At 71.8% G+C, this 24,825-nt stretch carries 23 protein-coding genes; 19 read left to right on the forward strand and 4 right to left on the reverse strand.

Annotated features, from left to right (window positions below; translation table 11 throughout):
• The first annotated feature begins 24 nt into the window (after window positions 1-24).
• From AB0L65_RS29445 to AB0L65_RS29460, 4 genes are read left to right on the forward strand one after another with little or no spacing between them, the layout of a single operon-like run.
• A complete protein-coding gene (locus AB0L65_RS29445) occupies window positions 25-891 on the forward strand; it encodes a MoxR family ATPase (protein ID WP_357728785.1) in 867 nt (288 codons plus the stop codon).
• The gene (locus AB0L65_RS29450) at window positions 884-1,960 is read left to right on the forward strand and encodes a VWA domain-containing protein (protein WP_364251460.1); all 1,077 of its coding nucleotides are present in this window, start codon (window positions 884-886) and stop codon (window positions 1,958-1,960) included. Before AB0L65_RS29445 ends, AB0L65_RS29450 begins: the two co-directional genes overlap by 8 nt.
• A complete protein-coding gene (locus AB0L65_RS29455; protein WP_364251629.1) occupies window positions 1,953-3,044 on the forward strand; it encodes an XdhC/CoxI family protein in 1,092 nt (363 codons plus the stop codon). Before AB0L65_RS29450 ends, AB0L65_RS29455 begins: the two co-directional genes overlap by 8 nt.
• Window positions 3,041-3,619, forward strand: a complete 579-nt coding sequence (locus AB0L65_RS29460) for a nucleotidyltransferase family protein (RefSeq protein WP_364251463.1) — start codon at window positions 3,041-3,043, stop codon at window positions 3,617-3,619. Before AB0L65_RS29455 ends, AB0L65_RS29460 begins: the two co-directional genes overlap by 4 nt.
• On the opposite strand, the gene AB0L65_RS29465 is transcribed toward AB0L65_RS29460, so the two are convergent.
• A complete protein-coding gene (locus AB0L65_RS29465; RefSeq protein WP_364251466.1) occupies window positions 3,605-4,492 on the reverse strand; it encodes an endonuclease/exonuclease/phosphatase family protein in 888 nt (295 codons plus the stop codon). The two genes, AB0L65_RS29460 and AB0L65_RS29465, sit on opposite strands and share 15 nt — an antisense overlap.
• A gap of 94 nt (window positions 4,493-4,586) precedes the next feature.
• Between AB0L65_RS29465 and AB0L65_RS29470 the strand changes: the two genes are divergently transcribed.
• From AB0L65_RS29470 to AB0L65_RS29520, 11 genes are all read left to right on the forward strand, one after another.
• Window positions 4,587-5,627, forward strand: a complete 1,041-nt coding sequence (locus AB0L65_RS29470; protein WP_364251468.1) for an LLM class F420-dependent oxidoreductase — start codon at window positions 4,587-4,589, stop codon at window positions 5,625-5,627.
• Window positions 5,628-5,699: 72 nt separating this feature from the next.
• A complete protein-coding gene (locus AB0L65_RS29475) occupies window positions 5,700-5,762 on the forward strand; it encodes a putative leader peptide (RefSeq protein WP_350729229.1) in 63 nt (20 codons plus the stop codon).
• Between the two features lie 90 nt (window positions 5,763-5,852).
• On the forward strand, window positions 5,853-7,142 hold the full coding sequence (locus tag AB0L65_RS29480; RefSeq protein ID WP_364251471.1) for a dicarboxylate/amino acid:cation symporter: 1,290 nt from the start codon (window positions 5,853-5,855) through the stop codon (window positions 7,140-7,142).
• A 150-nt stretch (window positions 7,143-7,292) separates the two neighbouring features.
• A complete protein-coding gene (locus AB0L65_RS29485; RefSeq protein ID WP_364251474.1) occupies window positions 7,293-8,972 on the forward strand; it encodes a protein kinase in 1,680 nt (559 codons plus the stop codon).
• A gap of 70 nt (window positions 8,973-9,042) precedes the next feature.
• On the forward strand, window positions 9,043-10,080 hold the full coding sequence (locus AB0L65_RS29490; protein WP_364251477.1) for an aminopeptidase P family protein: 1,038 nt from the start codon (window positions 9,043-9,045) through the stop codon (window positions 10,078-10,080).
• Window positions 10,081-10,106: 26 nt separating this feature from the next.
• Window positions 10,107-10,667, forward strand: a complete 561-nt coding sequence (gene efp, locus AB0L65_RS29495; RefSeq protein ID WP_350729143.1) for an elongation factor P — start codon at window positions 10,107-10,109, stop codon at window positions 10,665-10,667.
• Window position 10,668: 1 nt separating this feature from the next.
• Window positions 10,669-11,079, forward strand: a complete 411-nt coding sequence (nusB, locus tag AB0L65_RS29500; RefSeq protein ID WP_364251480.1) for a transcription antitermination factor NusB — start codon at window positions 10,669-10,671, stop codon at window positions 11,077-11,079.
• A gap of 257 nt (window positions 11,080-11,336) precedes the next feature.
• Complete coding sequence (locus AB0L65_RS29505; protein ID WP_364251483.1) at window positions 11,337-11,675, forward strand: MmcQ/YjbR family DNA-binding protein; 339 nt, start codon at window positions 11,337-11,339, stop codon at window positions 11,673-11,675.
• Between the two features lie 239 nt (window positions 11,676-11,914).
• Complete coding sequence (locus AB0L65_RS29510; RefSeq protein ID WP_363963671.1) at window positions 11,915-12,667, forward strand: methyltransferase domain-containing protein; 753 nt, start codon at window positions 11,915-11,917, stop codon at window positions 12,665-12,667.
• Window positions 12,668-12,714: 47 nt separating this feature from the next.
• Complete coding sequence (gene dinB, locus AB0L65_RS29515; RefSeq protein ID WP_350729150.1) at window positions 12,715-13,956, forward strand: DNA polymerase IV; 1,242 nt, start codon at window positions 12,715-12,717, stop codon at window positions 13,954-13,956.
• Between the two features lie 229 nt (window positions 13,957-14,185).
• Window positions 14,186-14,593 (forward strand): DUF3040 domain-containing protein, encoded by a 408-nt coding sequence (locus AB0L65_RS29520; protein ID WP_350729151.1) that lies wholly within the window; start codon window positions 14,186-14,188, stop codon window positions 14,591-14,593.
• 169 nt (window positions 14,594-14,762) lie between these two features.
• Here AB0L65_RS29520 and AB0L65_RS29525 read toward each other — a convergent pair whose 3' ends face one another.
• The 3 genes from AB0L65_RS29525 to AB0L65_RS29535 are packed head-to-tail and all read right to left on the reverse strand — an operon-like array spanning window position 14,763 to window position 19,425.
• Window positions 14,763-17,192 (reverse strand): DUF3488 and transglutaminase-like domain-containing protein, encoded by a 2,430-nt coding sequence (locus AB0L65_RS29525; protein WP_364251486.1) that lies wholly within the window; start codon window positions 17,190-17,192, stop codon window positions 14,763-14,765.
• Window positions 17,189-18,451: a DUF58 domain-containing protein gene (locus AB0L65_RS29530; protein WP_350729155.1), complete on the reverse strand. Its 1,263-nt coding sequence runs from the start codon at window positions 18,449-18,451 to the stop codon at window positions 17,189-17,191. Before AB0L65_RS29530 ends, AB0L65_RS29525 begins: the two co-directional genes overlap by 4 nt.
• Window positions 18,448-19,425: a MoxR family ATPase gene (locus AB0L65_RS29535; protein ID WP_364251489.1), complete on the reverse strand. Its 978-nt coding sequence runs from the start codon at window positions 19,423-19,425 to the stop codon at window positions 18,448-18,450. Before AB0L65_RS29535 ends, AB0L65_RS29530 begins: the two co-directional genes overlap by 4 nt.
• Window positions 19,426-19,896: 471 nt before the next feature.
• On the opposite strand from AB0L65_RS29535, the gene mraZ reads away from it, so the two are divergent.
• From mraZ to AB0L65_RS29555, 4 genes are all read left to right on the forward strand, one after another.
• Window positions 19,897-20,328, forward strand: coding sequence for a division/cell wall cluster transcriptional repressor MraZ (gene mraZ, locus AB0L65_RS29540; protein ID WP_090930667.1), 432 nt, complete (start codon window positions 19,897-19,899; stop codon window positions 20,326-20,328).
• 219 nt (window positions 20,329-20,547) lie between these two features.
• A complete protein-coding gene (rsmH, locus tag AB0L65_RS29545; RefSeq protein ID WP_364251492.1) occupies window positions 20,548-21,513 on the forward strand; it encodes a 16S rRNA (cytosine(1402)-N(4))-methyltransferase RsmH in 966 nt (321 codons plus the stop codon).
• Window positions 21,503-22,111 (forward strand): hypothetical protein, encoded by a 609-nt coding sequence (locus AB0L65_RS29550; protein ID WP_364251495.1) that lies wholly within the window; start codon window positions 21,503-21,505, stop codon window positions 22,109-22,111. The genes rsmH and AB0L65_RS29550 overlap by 11 nt, the downstream gene beginning before the upstream one ends.
• Complete coding sequence (locus AB0L65_RS29555) at window positions 22,108-24,807, forward strand: penicillin-binding transpeptidase domain-containing protein (protein ID WP_364251498.1); 2,700 nt, start codon at window positions 22,108-22,110, stop codon at window positions 24,805-24,807. The genes AB0L65_RS29550 and AB0L65_RS29555 overlap by 4 nt, the downstream gene beginning before the upstream one ends.
• Window positions 24,808-24,825: the final 18 nt, after the last annotated feature.

Here is a 24,825-nt window from a genome sequence, read left to right on the forward strand (position 1 = left end):
GTGCTGCGGCGGACAATCAGGGCAATGGACATCGAGTCGCCGGCCAAGCTCATCGAGCTCCTCGACCGGCACGCCTACCTGGCCGACGAAGGGCTGGCCACGGCGGCCTTCCTGGCGCTGAGGATGGGCCGGCCGCTCTTCCTCGAAGGAGAGGCGGGAGTCGGCAAGACCGAGCTCGCCAAGACGCTGGCGACGCTGCTCAAGGCGCCGCTCATCAGACTCCAGTGCTACGAGGGGCTGGACGCGGCCCAGGCGCTGTACGACTGGGACTTCGCGCGCCAGCTGCTCCACCTGAAGGCCGCGGAGGCCGCGGGCGTCACCGACGTGGGCCGGCTGGAGGGGGAGATCTACGACAGGCGGTTCCTGATCGCGCGGCCCCTGCTCAAGGCCATCGAGACGCAGCCGAGCGTGCTGCTCGTGGACGAGATCGACCGGGCCGACGACGAGTTCGAGGCGTTCCTGCTCGAAGTGCTCTCCGACTTCACGATCTCCATCCCCGAGCTCGGGACCGTCAAGGCCACGAAGCCGCCGGTGGTCGTGGTCACCTCCAACAGGACGCGCGAGGTGCACGACGCGCTCAAGCGGCGCTGCCTCTACCACTGGCTCGAACACCCCAGCTTCGACCGCGAGGTCGCCATCCTGCTGCGCCGGCTGCCCGACTGCACCGAGACGCTGGCCGTGCAGGTGGCGCGGGCGGCCGAGCGGCTGCGGCAGGCGGACCTGGTCAAGCCGCCGGGCGTGGCCGAGACGCTCGACTGGACCGAGGCGCTGCTGACGCTGGGGGCCAAGGAGCTCGATCCCGCCCTGGCCGCGGCCACTCTGGGGGCGGCCCTGAAATACCGGGAGGACGTCTCGAACGTGCTCGGCAACGGGCTGCTGCCCCATGGATGAGCTGGTCGCCACGATGACGGCGTTCGCCAGGACGCTGCGTGCGGCCGGGGTCGCCGCCGACCACGAGCGGACCCAGAACATGCTCAGGGCGCTCGACCACCTCGACGTGGCCGACTCCGGCGAGGTCTACTGGGCCGGGCGGCTCACGCTCTGCGCCACGCCCGACGATCTGCCCCGTTACGACCGGTGCTTCGCCGCGTACTTCGGCGGGGTACGGGCGAGCGTGGCCCGTACGAGCACGACCAGCGTCACCAGGCACCTGGCGGCCGAGACGCGGGGTGAGACGGACGGCGGCGACGAGGGGACGGCGGCGCCCGCGACGGCGAGCCGGGCCGAGGTGCTGCGGCACCGCGACGTGGCCCGGCTGACCGAGGCCGAGCGGGCCGAGGTGCACCGGATGCTGGCCATGCTGAGGTGCGGCCGCGAGCGACGGCGCTCGCGCCGCTTCGAGGGCGCCCACCGGGGCGTGCTCGACCCGCGCCGCACCATCCGCGACGCGCTCAGGAAGGGCGACATCGCCCGGCTCCGGCACAAGAGGCACACCACCCGTCCGCGCACCGTCGTTCTGTTCGTGGACGTCAGCGGCTCGATGGCCCCGTACGCCGAGACCCTGCTGCGCTTCGCACACGCGCTGGTCAGGAGCGAGCCCCGGGCCACCAAGGTCTACTCGGTCGGCACCAGGCTCACCCCGATCACCGCCGAGCTGCGCCACCGCGACCCCGGCACCGCCCTGAACGAGGTCTCCAAGGCCATCCCCGACTGGAGCGGCGGGACCCGGCTGGGCGACGAGCTCAAGGAGTACCTGTCCCGCTACAGCGCGCGCGGGGTGACGGTCGTGATCGCCTCGGACGGGTGGGAGCGCGGCGACCCCGCTCTCCTGGGGGCGCAGATGGCCAGGCTGGCCAGGCAGGCGCATCGGGTGATCTGGGTCAACCCGCACAAGGGGTATGAGGACTACCAGCCTCTCACGGGCGGTATGCGGGCCGCCCTGCCGTACGTGGACGACCTGGTGGCCGGGCACAGCCTGGCCGCCTATGAGCGACTCAGCGAAAGGCTGGCCCATGCGTGACGTGCTGCCGGAGATCATGAGGTGGTGGAGGTCGGGGCTCAAGTTCGGGCTGGCGACGGTGGTGAGCACGTTCAGCAGCGCGCCCAGGCCGCCGGGCGCGGCCATGGCGGTGCGCGGCGACGAGGTGGTCGGCAGCGTGTCCGGCGGGTGCGTCGAGGGCGCGGTGTTCGAGCTGGCCGCCGAGGTCGACGAGGCCGTCCTGCAGCGGTACGGCGTGAGCGACGACGACGCGTTCGCGGTCGGGCTCACCTGCGGCGGCATCATCGACATCCTCGTCGAGCCGATCTCGATCGAGACCTTCCCCGAGCTGGGGGAGATCGCGATGTCCGTGGACGCGCACGAGCCGGTGGCCGTCGCCACCATCGTCTCCGGCCCCGGGCAGATCGGCGCCCGCCGGGTCATCTGGCCGGACCGCTCGTCCGGCACGCTCGGGCTCGACCGGCTCGACGAGGCCGTGGACGACGACGCGCGCGGCATGCTCGCCCAGGGCCTGACCGGCATCAGGCACTACGGCGGCGAGGGGGAGCGGCGCCTGGACGACCTGGCGGTGTTCGTGCAGTCGTTCGCGCCGCCGCCGCGCATGCTGGTGTTCGGGGCCATCGACTTCGCGGCGGCGGTGGCCAGGGTGGGCAAGTTCCTCGGCTACCACGTCACGGTCTGCGACGCGCGCCCGATCTTCGCCACCGCCAAGCGCTTCCCCGACGCCGACGAGGTCGTGGTCAAGTGGCCCCACGACTACCTGTCCTCCGTCCAGGTGGACCAGCGCACGGTGATCTGCGTGCTCACCCACGACCCCAAGTTCGACGTGCCGCTGCTGGAGGTGGCCCTGCGCACCGACGCCGGGTACGTGGGCGCCATGGGTTCGCGCCGCACCCACGAGGACCGGCTCGTCCGGCTGCGCGAGTCCGGGCTCACCGACGCCGAGCTGGCCAGGCTGCGCTCGCCCATCGGGCTCGACCTCGGCGCGCGCACCCCCGAGGAGACGGCCGTGTCGATCGCCGCCGAGCTGATCCAGCTCCGCTGGGGCGGCTCGGGCCGCCCGCTGTCCAGCACCGAGGGCCGCATCCACCACGAGGGCTCATGAGGAGCGCGAAGGTGGCCGGGCTGCTGCTGGCCGCGGGGGAGGGCGCCCGGCTGGGCACGCCCAAGGCGCTGGTCGAGTACGCGGGCGAGCGCCTGGTCGACCGCGGCGTGCGGCTGCTGGAGGAGGGCGGCTGCCACCCCGTCGTGGTCGTGCTCGGCGCGGCCACCGTGCAGGTGCGCGGCGCGGTGACCGTGCGCAACCCGGACTGGGCGTCCGGCATGGGCTCGTCCCTGCGGGTCGGGCTCGCCGCGCTGCCGCAGGAGGCCGAGTCCGTGGTGATCGCGCTGGTCGACCAGCCGTTCATCGGCCCGGGCGCGGTACGGGCGCTGATCGCCTCGGGCGCCGGGCTGGCGGTCGCCACCTACGAGGGGAGGCGCAGGAACCCGGTGCTGATCGCCCGCGAGCACTTCGCCGAGGTGGCGGAGCTGGCCGTGGGGGACGTGGGGGCGCGGCCGTTCATGAAGGCGCACCCCGAGCTGGTCACCGAGGTGCCGTGCGACGAGCACGGGAACCCGGCCGACATCGACACGCCTCAGGACCTGCGGCTGCTGGAGCCGCACCTAGAGCCGCAGTGAGGCGATGGCGGCGCGGTGGTCGCTGCCGGTCGCGGGGGCGACGCCCGCCTTGGTCGCCGTCATGCCCTTGAACAGGATGTGGTCGGGCCGGGTGATCGGGAACTCGGACGGCCAGGTGAACCCGAACCCGTCGCCCGCCACGGTCTGCGCGTCGTTCAGCGGCGGGGTCAGCCCTCGCATGCCGCGGTCGGTGGTGGCGGTGTTGAGGTCGCCGAGCAGCAGGATGCGCTTGCTCGGGTCGTCGTCGATGAGCCGGCGCGCGTGCGCGAGAGAGACGTCGCGCGAGGCGGTCTCCCCGGGGCGGGCCGAGGCCAGGTGCATGACGTAGACGGTCACCTTGCCCTTGGGGGTGGCGACCACCGCGCGCAGCGCCCGCGGCCAGCCCAGGCCGATGTCGAGCGGCTTGGGCTCGCTGATCGGGTAGCGGCTCCACAGGCCGACCGTGCTGACCGGATAGTGGTACTTGAACATCTTATTGAGCTGTTTGGCCGCGGGGCCGCCGCTGGTCAGCTCCTGGGCGGCCAGCAGGTCGAGGTCCTTGGCGATCATGCGGACGGCCTCGCCCGAGGCGTTGTTGGTCACGCCCACGTTGACCGTGCCGACGGCCAGGTCGCTCGGGCCGCCCGGCGGCGTGCGCAGCAGCGTGGAGCCGAACATCGCCGCCCACACCACCCCGGGCACCAGCGCCGCGATCACGGCCGCCCTGGAGCGTGCCAGCGCGGCGACCAGGAGCAACAGCGGGACGGTCACCCCCAGCCAGGGCAGCAGGCTCTCCATCACCGGTGTGAACCCGCCGAGCGCGGGAATCAGCTGGTGTCCGGCCATGGCCATGGCGACCACGGCGGACACGATGACGACCAGCCGACTCAGCACCTGATCCAGGCTAGTGGCTCCCTGCCCGCCACGCCGACGCGATAGCCTGTTCGCGTCGCAACGGAATATCATTCGGTTTCATCGGGAGCCCGGCATGCGCATCGGTATGGCACTCAACTACTCGGGCGGCTTCAAGGAGACGGTGGCCGAGCTGGCGGACTACGAGAAGGCCGGGCTCGACATCGTCTTCGTGGCCGAGGCCTACAGCTTCGACGCCGTCAGCCAGATGGGGTACATCGCGGCCAGGACCGAGCGGCTGGAGATCGCCTCCGGCATCCTGCCGATCTACTCCCGCACGCCGACGCTGCTGGCCATGACGGCCGCGGGCCTGGACTTCGTCTCCGACGGGCGCTTCACGCTCGGGCTCGGCGCGTCGGGGCCGCAGGTGATCGAGGGCTTCCACGGGGTGCCGTACACGGCGCCGCTCGGGCGTACCAGGGAGGTCATCGAGATCTGCCGCCAGGTGTGGCGGCGCGAGCGCCTGGTGCACGAGGGCAAGCACTACACGCTGCCGCTCCCGCCCGACCAGGGCACGGGCCTGGGCAAGGCGCTGAAGCTCATCAACCACCCGGTACGGCCCCGCATCCCGATCGTGATCGCCGCCATCGGGCCCAAGAACGTCGAGCTCGCCGCCGAGCTGGCCGAGGGCTGGGAGCCGATCTTCTACGTGCCCGAGAAGGCCGCCGACGTGTGGGGCCGGTCGCTGGCCGCCGGCAAGGAGAAGCGCGACCCCGAGCTGGGCGAGCTGGACGTGATCGCGCAGGCGTCCCTGGCGGTCGGCGACGACGTGGCCGGGCTGCTGGAGTTCGGGCGGCCGATGGCGGCCCTCTACATCGGCGGCATGGGCGCCAAGGGCCGCAACTTCTACAACGACCTGGCCAGGCGCTACGGCTACGAGAAGGAGGCCGAGCGGATCCAGGACCTCTACCTCGAGGGCAAGAAGGACGAGGCGGCCGCCCTGGTGCCCGGCGAGCTGCTGGAGAGCATGTCGCTGATCGGCAGCGAGGGGTTCGTGCGCGACCGCGTCCAGGCGATGAAGGAGTCCGGGGTGACCACGCTGAACGTGGCGCCGCTCGGCAGGACGCACGAGGAGCGGGTGCGGCTGATTGAGCTGATCAAGGACATTGTGGGGTGAGTCACACCTTTTAGCGGAATACGTCCGTTTTGACGGGTGTTGTGGGAGCTCGTGAGGTTCTCCCTGGTGTTCGTGTGGCTCGTCGAGCGGCTGCACATCGATCTGTGCCGGTTGCACGGATCGCTCTGTCGCTGAACCGCGTCAGCCTCGATCACCCCTTCCTCACCTGGCATGCCCGCTCGCGCGGCGGGCCGGCATGCCCTTTCCCCGGGAGCTCCCCCACCCATGAAGAGATTCTCCTTCTCCCTGCAACTGCTGGTCGGCCTCGCGGCCGGCATCGCGCTGGGCTTCGTCGCCAAGATCTGGGACGTGGCCTGGCTGGCCGAGACGCTGACCCGGATCGGGCAGATCTTCGTCCAGCTGCTCAAGCTCGCCGTGCCGCCCCTGGTCTTCACCGCCGTGCTGGTCAGCGTGGCCAACCTGCGCAACGTCAACGGCGCCGCCAGGCTCGCCTCCAAGACGCTGCTGTGGTTCCTCGTCACCGCGTTCGTCTCGGTGGCGCTCGCGATCGGCCTCGGCCTGCTCATCAACCCCGGCCAGGGTGTCACCCTCGACACCGCCGCCGCCAAGGCCGTGGACACCGAGGGCGCGGGCACCTGGCTCGACTTCGTCACCGGCATCCTGCCCACCAACATCGTCACCGCCTTCACCGAGGTGAAGGTCCTGCAGATCGTCTTCCTGGGGGTCGTGCTCGGCGCGGCGGCCCTGGCGGCCGGCGAGAAGGCCGAACCGTTCCTGAACCTCGCCCGCTCCGTCCTGGAGCTGGTCCAGAAGGCGCTGTGGTGGGTCATCCGCCTGGCTCCCCTCGGCACCGCGGGCCTGATCGGCAAGGCCGTGTCCACGTACGGGTGGGACCTGCTGGCGCCGCTGGCCAAGTTCAGCGCCGGGGTGTACATCGGCTGCTTCATCGTGCTGCTGGCCGTCTACCCGACGGTGCTGGCCGTGTGGGGCAAGGTCAACCCCGTCCAGTTCTTCCGCAACGCGTGGCCCGCGATCGAGCTGGCCTTCGTCTCCCGCTCGTCCGTCGGCACGCTGCCGCTGACGCAGCGGGTCACCGTCGAGCGCAACGGCGTGGACCGCGACTACGCCTCCTTCGCCGTGCCGTTCGGCGCCACCACCAAGATGGACGGGTGCGCCTCGGTCTACCCGGCGCTGGCCGCGATCTTCGTGGCCCAGGTGTTCGGCGTGCCCCTCGGGTTCGGCGACTACCTGCTGATCGCGTTCGTGTCGGTGGTCGGCTCGGCCGCCACGGCGGGCCTGACCGGCGCGACCGTCATGCTGACGCTCACGCTCAGCACGCTGGGGCTGCCCCTTGAGGGCGTCGGCCTGCTGCTGGCCATCGACCCGATCCTCGACATGATCCGCACCGCCACCAACGTCGCGGGGCAGCTCGTCGTCCCCGTCCTGGTGGCGCGCTCGGAGGGCCGTCTGGACGAGGCCGTCTTCAACGCGCCGCCGCAGTCGCTGGACGTCGCCGCGCCGGTGGGCCGCGTGCCGCAGCCCGCGGCGGCCTGACCTCGCCGCCCGGCCCGCCCCGTCATCCCGCCCCGTCATCCCGCCCCGTCATCCCGCCCCGTCATCCCGCCCGGCGGGATGATGGGGCGGCAGTGTCTGCGGGGCCCTATGGTGGTCGGAAATCCTGATTTTCGAGTAATTGGCGGGGATATGTCCGACGCGACGCCGTCCTTGGTCGCTGACCGGTATCGGCTTGACGAGCGCATCAGCAGCGGGCCGATGGGTGAGGTGTGGCGAGGGTACGACACGCGGGCCGACTGGGTCGTGGCCGTGAAGGTGCTCGGCGCCCGGGTGGCGGGGGGCGCGACCCGGGAGGTGCTCAGGCAGCACGCCCAGGCCGTGGCCCGGGTCATCCATCCGAACGTGGCCATGGTGCTGGACGTCGGCGACCACGACGGGGCGCCGTTCCTGGTGATGGAGTTCCTCACCGGCCCCAGCCTGGGCGAGGAGCTGGCCGCGCGCGGTCCGCTGCCGATCGTCGAGGTGTGCGACCTCATCGGGCAGGCCGCGGCCGGGCTCGACGCCGCGCACCGGGCCGGGGTCGTGCACGGGCACGTCGCCCCGCACAGCTTCCGGCTGGCCGGGAGCGGGGTGCTGAAGGTCGTCGGGTTCGGGATGGACGACCGGGTGCCGGGGGACCCGCGGTACGTGGCGCCCGAGCGGGCGGCGGGGCAGGAGGCCGCGGCCGCCGGGGACCTGTACGCGCTGGGGTGCGTCTGCTACGAGCTCCTGTGCGGCCGCCCGCCCTTCGGCGACGAGGCGGGGGATGATTCCGGCGGCGCTTCCGGGCGGGGTGTGCCCGCTCCGCCGAGCGCGTCGAGGTCCGAGGTGTCCGCGGAGCTGGATCGGCTCGTGCTGGCCATGATCGCCGAGGATCCCGCGCAGCGGCCCGGCAGCGGTGAGGCGATCCGGCGGGCGCTGGCCGCCATCGCGCGGCCGCGCGCCAACCCGGCCGCACCGCCCATGCCGCCCGGGTCTGGGCAGGCTCCCCCCGGGTCGCCTCTCCCTGGGGCGGCTCCCCCCGGGTCGCCTCTCCCTGGGGCGGCTCACCCCGGGTCGCTCCACCCTGGGGCGACTCCCGCCGGGTCGCCTCCGCCCGGGGCGGCCATGCCCGTGACGGGCGTTTCCTTCCGGGACGGCGGCGTGCCGGCCGGCGGGCCGGGCGGGACGTTCGGGGGCGACGGATCGACCGAGGTCTTCCAGGCCCCCGGGCACGGCGGGCCTCCTCCGAGGGCCGGTGACACCGCCGTCTACCAGGCGGGCGACCTCGAGCCCGCCCCGGCCTCGAACCGCAAGCTCATCCTCCAGCTCGGCGCCGCCGTGGTGGTCATCGCGGTGGTGACCGTCGTCATGGTGATGTGGGCGGGCGCGAGGAAGGAGGAGCCGCTGACGGCCTCCACCCCGACCGCCGAACCGAGCACGCTGCCGAGCACACTGCCGACCACGCTCCTCACCGAGGAGCCCACGCCGGACGCCACGCCCGGCCTGGTGAGCACCCTGGGACCGACCTCGCTGCGCGAGACGGTCCAGCCCAAGGCCACCCTGGGCGAGGCGATCCCGCCGGGCGGCTGGCGCAAGTGGCTGTCGGAGTTCGACAAGGCGCTGATGGCCCAGCAGGCCATGGGCGCGATCGACCCCAAGGTCGCCGGCAAGGCCCGCGACAAGATCAGGAAGGCGGCCAGGAAGTTCGAGGAGGGCCGCATCGACTCGGGGATCGACCAGATCGCCGGCGTCTACCACGACCTGAGGCGGGCGCAGGAGAAGGGCGACATGGGCGGAGCCGGGCCGGCGGCTCAGGTCCTGAACGACTGGCGGCTGCCCGACGACTAGGCGCTCCGGGCTGGCTCGGCCAGCTGGCGGGCGATAGTGACGCCAGGGTCGGAACACGTACATTGGCGCCATGAGCGTCGACTACGTGGCACGCCGGGCCCGCCTCGCCGGGTTGCTGCCCGCCCGTGAGGTGACCGCCCTGCTCGTCACCTCGCCCGTGAACGTCCGCTACCTCACCGGGCTGGTCAGCTCGAACGCCGCCGTCCTGGTCAGGGCGGACGGCACCGCGCTGCTGGCGACCGACAACCGCTACATCGAGGTGGCCCGGACGCTGGACGTGCCGTCGGTCGAGGCGTACGACGTGGAGAGCGCGCTGGCGGAGCCGGGGGCCGGGATCGAGGCGGCGTGGATGAGCGTGGCCACGTACCGGCGCCTGGGCGAGGGGCTGGTGCCGCTGGAGCCGGTGGTGGAGCTGCTGCGGGCGGTCAAGGACGACGGCGAGCTGGAGCTCCTCCGTACGGCCTGCGAGATCACCGACCAGGCATTTGCCGATATTTCGGGGAAAATCGTCCCGGGGATCACCGAGCGCGACCTCGCCCGCCTCCTCGACAACCGCATGACCGAGCTGGGCGCCGACAAGCCCGCGTTCGACACGATCGTGGCCGCCGGCGAGAACGGCGCGATCCCGCACCACGCCCCCTCCGGCAGGGAGTTGCGCGCCGGCGACCTGGTCACGATCGACTTCGGCGCCCGCTACCAGGGCTACCACGCCGACATGACCAGGACGGTCTGCCTGGGCCCGCCGACGGACTGGCAGCGCGAGATCTACGACCTGGTCGCCGAGGCGCAGCGGGCCGGCAGGCACGCGCTCGCGCCGGGCGCGGGGGCCAGGGAGGTGGACGCGGCGGCCCGTACCGTCATCGAGGACGCGGGGTACGGGAGCCGCTTCCGGCACGGGCTGGGACACGGAGTCGGCCTGGAGATCCACGAGGAGCCGTTCCTCGGCCCGTCGCGGACCGGTAGACTAGAGGATCGAGTTCCGATCACCGTCGAGCCCGGGGTCTATCTCCCGGGCCGGGGCGGGGTTCGCATCGAGGACACCCTGGTGACACGTGAGGGCGGGCCGGAACTTTTCACGAAGACGACCAAGGAGCTGCTCGTCCTTTAGAGCGGCCGCACGCGGGAGAAGAACGAGTGGCGACGACCAACGACCTCAAGAACGGCATGGTGCTGAAGCTCGAGGGCGGTGAGCTCTGGGCCGTGGTCGAGTTCCAGCACGTCAAGCCGGGCAAGGGTGGCGCGTTCGTGCGCACCAAGCTCAAGAACGTCCTCTCCGGCAAGGTCGTCGACAAGACCTTCAACGCCGGCGTGAAGGTCGACGTGGCCAACGTCGACAAGCGCGAGATGCAGTACTCGTACAAGGACGGCGACGACTTCGTGTTCATGGACACCGAGACCTACGACATGGTCAACGTGCCCAACAACACCGTCGGCACCGCCGCCAACTACATGCTGGAGAACACTCTGGCCACGGTCGCGTTCAACGAGGGCTCTGCCCTCTACGTCGACCTGCCCGCCGCGGTCGAGCTGACCATCGCCGAAACCGAGCCCGGCCTGCAGGGCGACCGCTCCACCGGCGGCACCAAGCCCGCCACGCTGGAGACCGGCGCCGAGATCAAGGTGCCGCTGTTCATCACCACCGGTGAGAAGGTCAAGGTCGACACCCGCAGCGGCGATTACCTCGGCCGGGCCTGAGGTGTCGGCACGCGGCAAAGCACGCCGGCGGGCGCTTGACATCCTCTTCGAGGCCGAGCTGCGCAGCGAGGATCCGCTGAAGATCCTCGCCGAACGCGTGGAGCGGCAGGAGCCCCCGGTGAACGAATACACCTCGACCATCGTCGAGGGCGTCGCCAGACACCACGCGCGCATCGACGAGCTGATCACCACCTACGCCGAGGGCTGGACCCTCGACCGGATGCCCGTCGTCGACCGCAACCTGCTGCGCGGGGGCACGTACGAGCTGCTCTGGATGCCCGGCGTGCCCGAGGGCGTGGTGATCAGCGAGTGGGTGCACCTGGCGGGTGAGCTGTCCACGGACGAGTCGCCGCAGTTCGTGAACGGGCTGCTGGCCCGCTTCAAGCAGCTCAAGCCAAGCCTCACCCTTTAGACACCGTCAAAAGGCCGAGTTCGGGGTACGTTCCAATGAAATAAGGCGTACCTTCCAAAAAACAAGGGGTACGTTCCCAAGTACACAACACGACGCCTGCCCGCACGGCTCGCCGAGACGAGGGCCGTGCGTCGTCACACGGCCGGGCGCCTATGCGCGCAAGCCTGACGTGTGGCCAGGGGGCGTGCGGACAAGTGGCGCGTCACCAGCCGCGACGCGCCCCTTGCCGCTCGCCCGGCGGTGCGTATCGTGTGGGCATGGTGATCGAGGACGACGTACGCCGGCTCGCCCTGGCGCTGCCCGGGACCGTCGAGAAGACCATGTATGGCACGCCCGCCTTCTACGTCCGCGGCAAGTGGTTCGCCCGGGTGCGTGAGGAGGGCGACGTGCTGGTGCTGCCGGTGGGCTCCGTGGAGGAGAAGGCGGGGCTGATCGCGGCCGAACCGGCCGCGTTCTTCACGACGCCGCACTACGACCGGTCCGCCGCCGTGCTGGTGCGGCTCGGGGCCGTGGACGCCGAGGAGATGGGCGAGCTGCTGACCGACGCGTGGCGGCTGCGGGCGCCCAAGCGGCCGGCCGCCGGCTTCGACGCCTGACCCCGCGACCTGGCCTCACGACCTGACCCCGCCGCTCGGACATCGGTGGCGATCATCGGCGGCGGCGCGCCCGGGGCGGCGTGCGCGACCCGGAGCGGGCGGTGCCGGTGACGGCGAGCGGGGGAGCGGCGCACGGCGTAGGCTGGGGCCCGACCGCGGAGAAGCGCAGTTCAAGATGTGCGTGATCGCGAGGGCCCGGAGCGCGGCCCGTCGCGAGGGGAGAGGGAGGCGAGCCGACGTTGCGTGCTGAAGGCGTCACGAGGACCCCGGCGGTGCGGACCGCCGTCGTCTGGGACGCGTTGCGGTCCGCGCTGGCCGAACGGACGGCGGCGACCGGCCGGGAGGGGCTCGACATCGTCGATGCCGGGGGCGGCACCGGCGGGTTCGCCGTGCCGCTGGCGGCGCTGGGTCACGCCGTGACCGTCGTGGATCCGAGCCCCGACTCGCTGGCCGCGCTCGAGCGCCGCGCCAAGGAGAAGGGCGTGCGCGTGCGGTCCCTGCAGGGCGACGCCGCCGACCTGGGCGAGCTGCTCAGCCGTGACAGCGCCGATCTGGTGCTCTGCCACAGTGTGCTCGAATACGTCGAAGACCCGATCAGCGCGCTGACCGCCGTCGCGGGCGTGCTGCGCAGGGGCGGCGCGGTGAGCGTGCTGACCGCCAACCCCGTCGGCAGCGCCATCCACCGGGCGCTCGCGGGCCAGTTCGACGAGGCGCGGGCCGTGCTCGACGACCCGCGGGGCACCTGGGGCGACCGCGACCCCACCCCGAGGCGCTTCGACGCCGAGACGCTCTCCGAGCTGCTGGCCGCGACCGGGTTCGCCGTCGGCGCCGTCCACGGCGTGCGGGTCTTCGCCGACCTGGTCCCGAGCAGGCTCGTCGACGGGGAGCCCGGCGCCGCCGAGGCGCTCGTCGCCCTCGAGCAGGTCGCCGCCACCCACCCCGTGCTGCGCGACATCGCTACTCAGCTGCACGTGCTCGCGCACAGGTCGTGAGGCGCCGGCACTGGGTATAGAACGCATGTTCGGATAGAATCGGCGGCGTGTCTCGCAAGCAGATCACCGGCATCGGCCCCGCTCCACGCACCGGGGCCGACGACAGCGGCTGCCCGATCCTGCACGTCGACATGGACGCCTTCTTCGCCAGCGTCGAGCTGCTCGAGCGTCCCGAGCTGCGCGGCCGCCCGGTGATCGTGGGCTCGCCCGCGGGGCGCGGCGTCGTGCTCAGCGCCACGTACGAGGCCAGGGCCCACGGCGTGCACTCCGCCATGCCGATGAGCAGGGCGCGCCGGCTCTGCCCGCAGGCCACGATCATCCCGCCCAGCCACGGCAAATACTCCGAGGTCTCCAAGGGCGTCATGGAGATCTTCCACACGATCACCCCGATGGTCGAGCCCATCGCGTCCGACGAGGCGTTCCTCGACGTCGGCGGCGCCAGGCGCCGGCTCGGCCCGCCCGCCGTCATCGCCGCCATGATCAGGGAGCAGGTCCTCGACCGCTACGGCATCACGTGCTCGGTCGGTGTGGCCAGCAGCAAGTTCGTGGCGAAGCTGGCCAGCAAGCAGTGCAAGCCCGACGGGCTGCTGGTGGTGCCCGCCGACCAGGTCGTCGACTTCCTCCACCCGCTGCCGGTCTCGGCGCTGTGGGGCGTCGGCGAGCGCACCGAGCAGTCGCTCGTACGCCTCGGCATCCGCACGGTCGGCGACCTGGCCAGGGTGCCGCCCGCCACCCTCCAGCGCGAGCTCGGGCAGGCCGTGGGCGGCCACCTGGCGGCGCTGGCCTGGGGTCGCGACGAGCGGGCGGTGAGCGCCCACGTGCCCGACAAGAGCATCGGCAACGAGGAGACGTTCGCGGCCGACGTGGACGATCCCGAGGTGATCAAGCGGGAGTTGCTGCGTCTTTCCGAGCGGGTGGCCGCCAGGATGCGTAAGGGCGGACACGTGGGAAGGACTGTAAGTGTGAAGCTCCGCCGCGCTGATTTCACGACGATCAACCGCTCGCGCACACTGCGCGAGGCGACCGACGTGGCCCAGGTGATCTATGCCACAGCCTGCGAGCTGTTCGAGGCGGCGGGCCTCCAGCGCGTGCGGCTGCGCCTGGTCGGCGTCAGGATGGAAAACCTGCGCCCCGCGGGCGAGGCCACCCACCAACTCGGCATCGGAGAGCGGGAGACCGGCTGGCGCGAGGCCGAACAGGCCATGGACAAGGCGATCCGGCGATTCGGTCCCGATGCGGTGCTCCCAGCATCGCTCGTACGTGGCAAGCTTGATGATGTAGAGACATGACGCAGATGTCCGGATTTTTATGGGGCATCGGTGTCGCGATTTTGGGGGAAGGGGGGCGAGATGGGCCACAATGGAGCCATGACGACACCTCCGGTTTGGTCTGCGTTGGACGTTTGCTTTCGCCTACGTCTACAGCCTCGTATTCTGGGGATAACCGACCGCGAGGTTCGGACACCCCGTGTCGTCCGTTGCCGTCTTCCCCGTCCTGGGGCTGTCCTTGGGAGGCGCCGTGCCGCTCTCTGAGCACGAGCAGCGCTTGCTCGACCAGATCGAGCAGGCCCTCTACGCCGAGGACCCGAAGTGGGCCAACACCGTAAGGATCAGTGACCCGCGCAGCCATTACAAGCGTCGTCTGATCAAGGCCTCCATCGGCTTTGCTCTCGGCGTCGTCATCATGATGGTCGGCGTGGTGATGAGTGGCAGTGCCCTGATCCCTCTCGGCGTCGGCGGTTTCGTGGTCATGCTCGCCGCGTGTCTGTGGGGCCTGTCCAGTTGGAAACGCATGAACGGGTTCGGTGACTCCGCGCCCGCCTCGGGCTCGGCCCCTCCTCCGGGCAAGCAGGCCCGTCGGCCGCGCCGGGGGACGTTCATGGAGCGCATGGAAGAGCGCTGGCGCCGGCGCAACGATGAGCGCTGACCGCTGACCTGCGGAGCCGCCCGGACACGCGTCCGGGCGGCCCTCGTGTGGGTGGTGGCCCTTCCGGGTCCCGTCGTGCGCTCGTCCGCCCAGGCGTCGACGTTCCCGCTGCCGAAAACGCGACCGGCCGTCCCCCTCGACGAGGGGGACGGCCGGTCGCGTGGGTCGGTCAGGAGCCCTTCTGGGCGGACGTCCGCCGCAGCCTGATGTTCTCCAGCAGGTCGAACCCGTCGAGCAGGCGCTCGCCCAGCCCCCGCAGCCGCCGCAGCGTGGACGGCGGCAGCAGCACCGCCCGCAGCCGGCGTCCGCGTGACACCGTGGCAGCCAGCGCCTGGCGCACCTGACGCAGGTCCTTGCGCAGCGGCCCGATCTGCCCCGGATCCCTGGCGAACAGCACCCGCTCCACCGCGGACGCGATGGCCGTGATGGCCGCCGCCGAGTCGGCGTCGAACTCGTACTGCTGGGTCAGCCGCCGTGCCAGCGCCCGCGGGGTCTCGCTGAGCTGGCGGGCCATGCCGTAGTCGTACAGCACGTCGTCCAGCTCCGCCCACGCGGCGGCGACCGACGGATGGCCGCCCCCCGGCTTCGACGCGATCCGGGCCGTCAGGTCGTCGGACGGCTCCGAGACCTTCCAGCCCAGAGCGCGCACGCGCCGGTTCCTGGTGATCAGACGCAGGCCCGCGGGGATCAGCAGCACCAGCAGCAGCGCCGCCGCGCCGATGCCGATCTGGCCGATCAGCGGCATCGAGTCGTCCGTCGGCAGCCCGCCGGTGGCGACCACGCCCTCGCGGTCCAGCTCGCGAGGGTTGCGCCGGGTCTGCGGGTCGACCGGCTCGTCAGCGGACGAACTCGTCGAACCCGGCGTCGGCGTCGACGCCTCCCCGGTCGCCTCCGGCCGGGGCTGGGTGTACTCGGGCACCCGCGCGCTGCCCTGGCCGGCCGAGCCTGCGGGAGTCGGCTCGAACGGCAGCCAGCCCACACCCTCGAAATACAGCTCGGGCCAGGAGTGGGAGTCGTTCGTGCCGACCTGCCACCGGTCGCCGACCTTCATGCCGCCCGTGTAACCGATGGCCACCCGCGACGGGATGCCCACCAGCCTGGCCAGCACCGCCATCGACGCGGCGAACTGCTCGCAGTAGCCGGCACGGTCGCGCAGCAGGAAGTCCCGCAGCGCCGAGTTGCCGTGCCCCTGCGTGCTCAGGGTGTAGGTGAAGTCGCCGCCGGTGAAGAACTGCTGCAGCTTCACCGCCGCCTCGTAGTCCGTCTTGGCGTTCGCGGTCAGCCTGGTCGCCAGCTCGGCGATCTCGGGCGGGAGGTTGTCCGGCAGCCTCAGGAAGCGGGGATCGACGCTGGGCCGGGTCCCGCTGACCGAGTCCAGCAGGTCCGGCGTCGGTTCCGGCTCGCTCGTGGTCACCTCGTACTCGACGCCGGCGGCCTCGTCGCGGGTGGAGAAGACCATGAGCGTGTCCACGTCCGCCCGCCAGTCGCCGTCGATCTGGATCTGTCTCGGCGGGTACGGCAGCGGCAGGAACTGCAGCTTCGCGATCTCGTCGCTGATCCGGATGTCCGTGGTCACGGTCTTGACCTTCGGCTCCGGGCCGAGGCCGGGCGGCGCCGGGAGGGGGCCGTTCTCTGTCCTGTTCTGCGGGGCCCCCTTGGGCTCCGTCATGCCGAACTGCTGGCCGTCGAACGTGTCGAGCGCGAAGATCCGCAGATAGCGGGGTTTGTCGTCGTTGTTGGCGTAGGTGAGGACCACGCGCCGTTCCGGCAGCTCCAGCTGGCCCTTCAGGTTCGCGATGGGGTTGGGGATGCTGATCGAGTTGCCCCGGCCCGAACCGCTGCCGCCCACGCCGAACGTGAAGAACGACACCGGCTCCATGGCCGGCAGCAGGGCGGGCACCAGCACCGCCAGCACGATCGCGGCGAACCCGATGCGCTTGCCCGACAGCCGCAGCCCGCTGGTGTCCGCCGAGGTGCGGGCCTCGGGCCGGGAGGACGTGGCGCGGGTCGTCCGCCGTACCAGCACCGCCCTGCCCCAGTGGCCCACCCGCTCGCGCCCGTCGGCGATCAGCAGGCCGATGAACCCGAGCGCGGCCAGGATGAACGCCGGCCAGCTGATCGGGTCGGGCAGGATCGTCGCCGGCACGGTGGCCAGCGCCAGCAGCGGCAGCCCGGCCAGCGCCGCCTTGCGCAGCCGCGCGGCCAGCAGGTCGACGGCGATCGCGATCAGCGCCACGCCGCCGGCGGTCAGCAGCGTGATGCCCTCGGTCGCCGGCACGGGCGCGGCGAAGCGCTGGATGTCGGTCCAGCCGACCCCCAGCAGCCTGCCCAGCTCCACCACCGACCCGCGGGTCGGCACCACCAGCGCCCACGCCTTGGCGGAGGCGAACGCCGCGGTCAGGTAGACCCACACCGCGAGCAGCGCGACCAGCGGCGCCGCCCACGCGGGCAGCGACAGGCGGCTGCTCAGCAGGCCCGCGGCCATCACGGCGAGCACGGCGCCCAGCGACGACCAGAACCAGGAGCCGCCCTGGAAGAGCGGGTAGAGCAGGAACGCCGCGGCGAACGCGGCCACGCCGGAGGCGGCGGTCAGCCTCATGCCGCGCCTCCCGCCGGGTTGAGCGCGTACCTGTCGCGGTTGGCGGCGTTCTGCCAGACGGAGGCGATCGAGGTGCCCGCGGGCAGGCGCACGATGCGCCAGCCGTATCCGGCCAGGACCGTCTGCACGGCCTGGTGGTTCTCGGCGGCCGCGCGGTCCCCGCCGTCCCACGTGCTCACGTCGAGCATCACCGCCACCGCGGTGATGCCGCTGTGCCTCAGCCTGGCCAGCTCTCTCGCCTCCTCAGGGTCGAGGTCGCCGAGCACGGCCACGATCAGCCCGTCGCCCCCGCCCTGGCGCAGGGCCGAGACGCCCATCTCCAGGGAGCGGGCCGGGCTGTGCCGTACCACGGCGAGGGTGTCGAGCAGCGACCAGCTCAGTCCGGTGTCGGTCAGGTGCTCGGCGCCCTGGTCGGTCACCAGCCGCAGGCCGAGGCCCTCGCGGGCGAGGTGCACGCCGATCGAGGCCGCGGCCGAGACCGCCACCTCGAACGACGAGCGCGGGCCCTCGCCGCGGTGCGCGTACCTGCGGGTGTCCAGCAGGAGCGCGCCGCGGCTCTGCCACTGCTGCTCCTCGCGGCGCACCATCAGCTCGCCGCGGCGGGCCGTCGAGCGCCAGTGCACCCGGCGCAGGTCGTCGCCCTGCCGGTACTCGCGTGGCGCCACGTCGTCGTCGCCGGCCGCGGCCACGCTCCTGGTACGGCTGTCGCCGCCGCCCGTCCACTCACCCGACAGCCGCACATGGGGGAGCGCCGCGACGTGCGGCGTCACCACGAGCGTGTCGCTGATCGTGAACGAGCGGGTCAGCTCGACGAGCCCGAACGGGTCGGCGATGCGGACCGACAGCGGGCCGATCGTGTAACGGCCGCGCAGGTCCGAGCGCACCCGGTAGTCGATCTCCCGCACGCCCCGCGACTCGACCCGGTCGAGCACGAACCGGGGCCGCACGCCCAGCGCGTAAGGAACGGTGTCCTCGATGAGCAGCAGGCCGGTCGGGAGCCTGGTGACGTTCTCCAGCCGGAGGGTCACGGTGGCCTCGCCGCCGACCTCCGCCCGCGGCGGGTCGAGGCGCCTGGCGCAGCTCAGCCGGTAGCGCGTGCGCGCCACCACCATGGCCGCCAGCAGCGGCAGCGCCGTCACCAGGACGCCGATCCTGAACAGGTCGTTCTCGCCCAGGATGACGGCCATCAGCAGCGCCGCGATGCCGGAGGCGAGGAACGACCTGCCCCTGGAGGTCAGCGCCCGCAGTCCGGCCCTCACGACGCCCTGGCCTCCGGCACCGGTACGCGCCTGAGCAGATCGGTCACCACCTGCTCGGGCAGGCGGCGCTGGCCCTGTGCCTCGACGCTGGGCAGCAGCCGGTGCGCCAGCACGGGGATGGCCAGGTCCTGGAGGTCGTCGGGGATGACGTAGTCGCGACCGGCCAGCGCGGCGTGCGCCCTGGCGGCCCGTACGAGCTGCAGCGTGGACCGGGGCGAGGCGCCCAGCCGCAGGTCGGGGGAGTGGCGGGTGGCCACGACGAGGTCGATGGCGTACTTCTTGACCGCCTGCGAGACGTAGACGCCGCGTACGGCCTCGATGAGGGCGCGCACCTCGGCCGTCGTCGCCACCGGCTCCAGTTTGTCCAGCGGCGAGGTCTGGCCGTGCACGTCGAGCATCTCCAGCTCGGCGTGCGGCTCGGGGTAGCCCATCGCGATGCGCGCGGTGAAACGGTCGCGCTGCGCCTCGGGAAGGGGATAGGTGCCTTCCATCTCGATGGGGTTCTGGGTGGCGATCACCATGAACGGCGTGTCCAGCTGGTACGTCTCGCCGTCCACCGTCACCTGCTGCTCTTCCATGCACTCCAGCAGCGCGGACTGCGTCTTCGGAGAGGCGCGGTTGATCTCGTCGCCGACCACGATGTTCGCGAACACCGGGCCGGGCTTGAACTCGAACTCCCGGGTCTGCTGGTTGTACGCGCTGACCCCGGTGATGTCACTGGGCAGCAGGTCGGGAGTGAACTGCACGCGGCGCACCGGACAGTCGATGGAGCGCGCCAGCGCCTTGGCCAGCATGGTCTTGCCGACCCCTGGAACGTCCTCGATCAGGAGGTGGCCCTCCGCGAGCAGGACGGTGAGCATGATGCGGACGGCGTCGCCCTTGCCCTCGATCACCGATTCGATGGCGTTCCGAATCCGATGCGCGGTGGAGACCAGCTCGTCGAGCTGGGGAGGGACATCATGGGTTACTGCCACCGGGCCTCCATGAGAGAAGTGCGACGGCTGTCCCGTAGGGTGCCTTTGCGGGAGCCATGCCATTCCTTTTCCATTGTGTGTACGACCCTACGACGCTGTGGGTTCTCGGGCGACATTTGTGGATATTCCAGGGAACACCGGTGATGTTCCTGTTCTTGTCGCATAGCAGTACGAATCCCGTGACACGACACCCCACCGGGCGCTCCACTTTCCTCCACCGCGGGCTTCCCGAACGAGCCGAGCCCCTATTTCCGCGGCCTTTTGAACCCTCGACACGCCCATGAGGGTTGACCGCCCGGTCACCCCCCTCCACCCCGCTCCATCGCTCTGACCTGCGGTAACGCAACGGAAACCGATGATGAAGACGGTTCGAATCAGTTGACGGTGGGGAGAAGTGGAGTATGGTGGTGCGCAGTGGAGGGCCCGGTGCACCAGCGCTGAGCGCTTCACGAGGCACGGGAGGTGGGTCCGGTGTTCCTCGGAACCCATCAACCGCGTCTGGACGACAAGGGACGGCTGTTCCTGCCGGCTAAGTACCGTGAGGAGCTGGCGGAGGGTCTTGTGATCACCAAAGGCCAGGAGCGATGCCTCTACGTCTTTCCCGTGGAGGAGTTCCAGCGCATTACCGAGGCTCTCAGCACCGCCCCGGTCACCGCCAAGGCGGTGCGCGACTACAGCCGCGTCTTCTTCGCCAGTGCGTCCGACGAGAAGCCAGACAAGCAAGGGCGCATCACGATCCCGCAGAGCCTGCGTCAGTACGCGGGTCTGGAGCGTGACTGCGTCGTCATCGGGGCCAACACCCGGCTGGAGATCTGGGACGCGCAGGCCTGGGACACCTATCTCAGCGCGCAGGAGCAGGCGTTCGCCGATCTGTCGGAGGAGGTGCTGCCAGGGATCTTGTAGTGACCACGGTCGATCCGTCGGTGTTGTCGTTCGGCGAGGTCTCCACCCGCAACCACTGCCGGTCAGCTGATGCACCTTCCCCGGTGTCAGATGACAGGCGTCCACGAAGAGGGTGCGGATGGGGACCTGGCCGGGCGGCGCCGGGTGGGGACTCAGAGGTGGCCGACGATCGATCTATACGCGTCATCCGCGGGCAAGGACGCGAGAGGGGGGTTGGAGATGCAGGACAACGCTGGCACGGGCGGTCACGTTCCGGTGATGCTCGAGCGCGTTCTGGAGCTGCTCGGGCCTTCGCTGTCCGGCAGCGAGCCGGTCGTCGTCGACGCCAACCTCGGCCTCGGTGGCCACTCGGAGGCCCTGCTCGCCGCCTATCCTTCACTCCATCTGATCGGGATCGACCGCGACCCTTTCGCGATCGACTTCTCGACCCGCCGGCTGAGCCCGTACGCGGACCGGATCACCCTGGTCCACGCCTCCTCCGGTGACCTGGCCGAGGTGCTCGCCCGCGCGGGGCGCACCACGGTCAACGGAGCCCTGTTCGACCTGGGGGTCTCCTCGCCGCAGCTCGACGAGGCGGAGCGCGGGTTCGCCTATTCCTACGACGCGCCGCTCGACATGCGGATGGACACCGACCAGGAGCTGACGGCGGAGCTGGTGGTCAACACCTACTCCGCCCCGGAGCTGATCCGCATCCTGCGCGATTACGGAGAAGAACGATTCGCTCCGCGTGTCGCGGGCCTGATCATCAAGGAACGGGCCAAAGAGGCCATAACCTCGACTAAGCGGCTTGCGGACATCGTGCGTGAGGCGATTCCCGCCGCGACCCGGCGCACCGGGGGAAACCCCGCCAAGAGGACTTTCCAAGCGCTGCGCATCGAGGTGAACGCGGAGCTGTCCGCCCTGGAGGCGGCGTTGCCCGCGGCACTCGACGCGCTGGCGCTGGGTGGGCGAGTCGTCGTGCTCTCGTACCACTCGCTCGAGGACCGGCTCACCAAGCAGGCCCTCACGGCGCGAACCAGGGACACCAGCCCCCCCGGGCTGCCCGTCCCCCTGCCGGCTCACCAGCCGAGGTTCCGCCTCCTGACGAGGGGAGCCGAGCTCCCAAGCGAAGAAGAGCTCGCCCGCAACCCGCGGGCGGCCTCGGCCCGGCTACGGGCGGCAGAGAGGATCCGTGTTGACGACTGAGCAGGAGACCGGCCGGGGAGCGCCCGTCCGCCGCGCGACCCCCAAGACGGGTACGCGCCGGCTCGGGGCGCCGCACCAGTCCAAGCCGCGGCCCCGTCCTGACGTCGAGAGCAAGCTGTCGGCGGCCGAGCGGGCGCGCCTCGACCTCGACGGCAAGCGGCCCGGCGCCGAGCGGGAGCGCGCCGACGGCGCCACCCGCGTGCGCCCGGGCACCCGTACCGGTGCCGGCACCGCCGGCAAGCGGATCGCCTCGGTGAGCGCGCAGATCAGGCGGCCGATGGCGCGGCGCCGGCCCGCGCGCAGCCAGCGCGCGCCGTTCGTGCTGCTCGTCGTCGGGCTGCTCTGCGGCGGCCTGGTGAGCCTGCTGCTGCTCAACACCATGCTGGCCAAGGACGCCATCACCGACGCCGACCTGCGCGACGAGATCGCGGTGGCGCGTCAGGAGAAGGAGAAGATCGAGCTGGAATACCAGCTCAAGACGCAGCCCGACGTCCTCGCCACGATGGCCGAGAAGGAGGGCGAGCAGCGCAACTGGAAGAACGTCGACAGCTGGAGCGGCGCCGACGGCCTGAGCGGTCAGGCGGACAGGGAACGGTGAGCAACTCAGGCGGCAGGGGGCAGGGACCCGGCCGCGGCGCTGGCGGCGCCGGCTCTCAAGGAGGGCCCGGCGCCGCTCGTCGTACGCCGGGAGGTCCGGGACGGGCGGGGCGGCAGGGCGGCTCCGCACGTTCTGATGGGGGCCGTTCCGACGGGTCGGGCCGCCCGGCGTCGCCGGAGAACCCGCCGCGCCAGCCGCGCAAGCGCCCGCCGGACCCGCTCGACCTGCCGTTCGGCCCGGGCGACCCGCCACGGGGCCGTCCGCCGCGCGAGTCCGGCGACGAACCGCGCGGCCGTTCCCGCCGCGACGACGCCGACCGCGCCGACCCGGGTGAGACCGGCCGTCCCCGCTCCGGCGGCAGCCGCCAGAGCGGCCCCGACCGTGCCCGCCGCGACGGCACCCGCCAGAGCGGCCCGGACCGCGGCCGTTCGGGCGGCTCGGGCGGTTCGGGCGGTTCGGGGCGCGGCCGCTCGCGCGGCGATGCCGCGGACGGCACCCGCAGGCGCCCGCGCGACGAGGACGACCGCCCGAGGGGTGGCGCCGGGCGCGGCCGTGATGAGGACGACCGCCCCAGGAGTGGCGCGGGGCGCAGCCGTGATGACGACGACCGGCCGAGGAACAGCGCGGGGCGGGGCCGTGACGACGGTGACCGGCCCAGGGGGCGTGCTCCCCAGGGGCGCGACGAGGCCGACCGGCTCCGCGGGCGCGTCCAGGGAGGCGACGAGCGAGCCCGAGGCCGGCAGGAGGACGACGCGCCGCGCCGCGGCCGGCAGGAGGACGACCTCCGGAGCCGGGCCAGGGAGGACGGCGCGCTGCGGCGTCCCCAGGCGGGCGGCCCGAGGCCGCAGGCCGCCAGGCCGGAGGCGGCACGGAGCAGCGAGCGGGTGGCGGCGCGCCGCGGCGGGGAGGTGCCCCCGCCCCGAGGGCCGCGCCGGCCGCCGCCGCGCCCGCCCAGGCCGCCGCTGGTGCTGCGGCTGGGCAATCCGCGCAGGCGCATCAACATCGGCCTGATCGGCATGACGTTCGTGCTGTCGATCTTCGCCGGGCGGCTGATCCAGATGCAGGGCCTCGACTCCAAGGTGTACGAGGCCGCGGCGGTGGGCCAGCGCACGCACACCGAGCAGATCCCCGCCGAGCGCGGCTCGATCACCGACATCAACGGCCACGGCCTGGCCATCACCGTCGAGGCGCGCGAGCTGTCCGTCGACCCGTCCAAGGTCACCCCCCAGACCCGGGCCAAGTGGGCCGCCCTCCTGGCCCAGCAGCTCGGCAAGAGCGAGCAGGAGATCTCCGCCAAGCTGGCCAGGACCGACACCCGCTACCAGCGTCTGGCCACGGACGTCGACCCGGTCGTGGCCACCCGCCTGCAGCAGGCCGGCGTGCCCGCGCTGGCGGCGAAGAAGACCTACCGCAGGCTCTACCCGGCGGGCGACCTGGCGGGGAGCCTCATCGGGTTCGTCGGCGACGAGGGCGCCGGGCTGGGCGGCATCGAGCAGGCCAGGAACACCCTGCTGGCCGGCCAGGACGGCGAGCAGCGCGTCGAGACGGGCCGCGACGGCCTGCGCATCCCGATGACCAGCAGCCAGCACACCGCCCCCGTCAACGGCCAGGACGTGCGGCTGACGATCGACCGCGACATCCAGTGGGCCGCCCAGGAGTCGATCGCCGAGCAGGTCGAGAAGGCCGGCGCCGACAGCGGCACCGTGATCGTCATGGACGTGCAGAGCGCCCAGATCATCGCCATGGCCAACGCCCCCGAGCTCGACCTGAACAACTGGCGCAAGGCCCCCGCGTCCGCGTACGTCAACAAGGCCGCCGCCGACGTGTTCGAGCCCGGCAGCACCAACAAGGTGATCACGGCCGCCGCCGCGATCGAGGGCGGCGCGGTGACGCCCGACACGGTGTTCCAGGTCCCCGACCGGATCAAGTGCGCGGACCAGGTGCTGCGCGACGCGCACCCGCACAAGGCCGAGTCGATGACGTTCCGCCAGGCCGTGGCCGAGTCCAGCAACGTGGCCACGATCATGGCCGCCCGCAAGGTCGGCAGCGAGCGCCTCTTCCGGATGCTGAAGGCGTTCGGGTTCGGCACGCGGCCGGGCGGCGGCGTGCCGAGCGCGGAGGCCGGGCTGCTGCCCGACTACAAGAACTGGTCGGGCAGCCAGAGCTGCACCGTCGCCTACGGGCAGGGCGTTTCGGTGACCGCGCTGCAGATGGCCAGCGTCTACCAGACCATCGCCAACGGCGGCGTCAAGATCGAGCCGCGGATCGTGGCCGGCACGACGGACACGTCCGGCAGGTTCGTTTCCGCTCCCGCAGGTAAGCAGACCAGGGTGGTGAGCGCGACGACTGCCAAGGAGATCACGACGATGCTGGAGACCGCGGTGAGCGCGGAGGGCACGGGAGAGCTCGCGGCCATCCCCGGCTACCGGGTGGCGGGCAAGACGGGCACGGCCAACCGCTACGATGCGAAGCTCGGCCGGTACGAGGGCTATACGGCCTCGTTCGTCGGGTTCGCGCCCGCCGACAAGCCCCGGCTGGTGGTGCTGTCGGTGCTGCAGAACCCGAAGAACGGCCACTTCGGCGGGCAGTTGGCGGCCCCCGTGTTCAAGGATGTGATGACGTTCGCCATCAAGAGCAAGAAGATTCCTCCCACAGGCTCCGCCGCGCCGCCGGTGCGGATGCGCGCGGGACAGTGACCAGGGAAGGTACGCTCT

The sequence above is a fragment of the Nonomuraea sp. NPDC052116 genome (assembly GCF_040680035.1).
Taxonomy (GTDB): Bacteria; Actinomycetota; Actinomycetes; order Streptosporangiales; family Streptosporangiaceae; genus Nonomuraea; species Nonomuraea angiospora_A.